The sequence below is a fragment of the Mycobacterium kyogaense genome (assembly GCF_003254575.1).
Taxonomy (GTDB): domain Bacteria; phylum Actinomycetota; class Actinomycetes; order Mycobacteriales; family Mycobacteriaceae; genus Mycobacterium; species Mycobacterium kyogaense.
In genome coordinates, this window is record NZ_QJUA01000116.1 from 1 (window position 1) to 465 (window position 465).

Below are 465 nucleotides of genomic sequence, written 5' to 3' on the forward strand. Positions count from 1 at the left end.
GCGATATTCTCCGCATGTCGATGATTCGCGAGCCAAACCCTCACGCCCGCGACATCCCCATTCTTTGCCAATTCAATCAGAGTGTCAACATCCATTGCTTCGTTTGCACACGGCCCATTGATCACGATCTTCTTGTTGTTGATGCCTGCTGGGATGAATCTGTAAGAGGAAGGTCAGCCACAGAAACAGAAACGGCTCTCAACTGCCAACTTCCAACGCAACTCTTCACCACAATTGATTGACCAAGTCAACCTTTGTGATCAAGCTGTTGTTGTATTTGTTGGCAGGTAAGACCGTGCTATCCTGTAACCTTAGTCAACCTTTGTGATCAAGCTGTTGTTGTATTTGTTGGCAGTCGTTGCACTCGTCCGACAACAACTCGTGATCCCAGACCTGCAGCCGAGTAGAGAGGTACGATCTACCTCTAACATTGGTCAATTCAATCTGTCCGATCGCGGAATAACG

The 465-nt window shown here is 48.0% G+C and carries 1 protein-coding gene; it reads left to right on the forward strand.

The window, feature by feature from the left end; genetic code table 11:
• On the forward strand, positions 1–242 hold a 242-nt coding region (locus DMB80_RS28445), incomplete at its 5' end, for a hypothetical protein (RefSeq protein ID WP_205538995.1).
• Positions 243–465: the final 223 nt, after the last annotated feature.